The organism is Mammaliicoccus sp. A-M4, from assembly GCF_022386955.1.
GTDB classification, from domain to species: domain Bacteria; phylum Bacillota; class Bacilli; order Staphylococcales; family Staphylococcaceae; genus Mammaliicoccus; species Mammaliicoccus lentus.
Genome location: NZ_JAJNHH010000036.1, coordinates 1 through 678, shown reverse-complemented (window position 1 = coordinate 678; position 678 = coordinate 1). Strand labels below are relative to the sequence as shown.

Annotated in this window: 6 tRNA genes and 1 rRNA gene; all 7 read left to right on the top strand. The window is 49.4% G+C overall.

The features are described 5' to 3' along the window. Positions 1 to 10: 10 nt before the first annotated feature. The 7 genes from rrf (at position 11) to LQ682_RS14000 (ending at position 674) form a co-directional block, all read left to right on the top strand. A 5S ribosomal RNA gene (rrf, locus tag LQ682_RS14030) occupies positions 11 to 125 on the top strand. Positions 126 to 151: 26 nt separating this feature from the next. Beyond that, positions 152 to 227 (top strand) — tRNA-Val (locus LQ682_RS14025). 4 nt (positions 228 to 231) lie between these two features. Further along, positions 232 to 307 (top strand) — tRNA-Thr (locus tag LQ682_RS14020). 7 nt (positions 308 to 314) lie between these two features. Next, positions 315 to 390 (top strand) — tRNA-Lys (locus LQ682_RS14015). 3 nt (positions 391 to 393) lie between these two features. Further along, positions 394 to 475: transfer RNA gene (locus LQ682_RS14010), tRNA-Leu, on the top strand. A 29-nt stretch (positions 476 to 504) separates the two neighbouring features. Further along, positions 505 to 579 (top strand) — tRNA-Gly (locus LQ682_RS14005). Positions 580 to 585: 6 nt separating this feature from the next. Beyond that, positions 586 to 674: transfer RNA gene (locus tag LQ682_RS14000), tRNA-Leu, on the top strand. The last annotated feature ends 4 nt before the right edge of the window (positions 675 to 678 follow it).

Sequence of the window (678 nt, the reverse complement as noted above, 5' to 3'; positions counted from 1 at the left end):
TTACTATTTGTCTGGTGACGATAGCAAAGAGGTCACACCTGTTCCCATGCCGAACACAGAAGTTAAGCTCTTTAGCGCCGATGGTAGTTGGGCTTACGTTCCGCGAGAGTAGGACGTTGCCGGGCAAATATAAAAATTACATATATTAAATGGAGAATTAGCTCAGCTGGGAGAGCATCTGCCTTACAAGCAGAGGGTCGGCGGTTCGAACCCGTCATTCTCCACCATTTAGCCGGCCTAGCTCAATTGGTAGAGCAACTGACTTGTAATCAGTAGGTTGGGGGTTCAAGTCCTCTGGCCGGCACCATGTTTTAGAGCCATTAGCTCAGTTGGTAGAGCATCTGACTTTTAATCAGAGGGTCAGAGGTTCGAATCCTCTATGGCTCACCATTAGCGGGTGTGGCGGAATTGGCAGACGCACTAGACTTAGGATCTAGCGCCTTACGGCGTGGGGGTTCGACTCCCTTCACCCGCATTATTTAAAGAAATTAAGCATTTAATCTTGCAGAAGTAGTTCAGCGGTAGAATACAACCTTGCCAAGGTTGGGGTCGCGGGTTCGAATCCCGTCTTCTGCTCCATTATTTGCCGGGGTGGCGGAACTGGCAGACGCACAGGACTTAAAATCCTGCGATAAGTGATTATCGTACCGGTTCGATTCCGGTCCTCGGCACCATTTT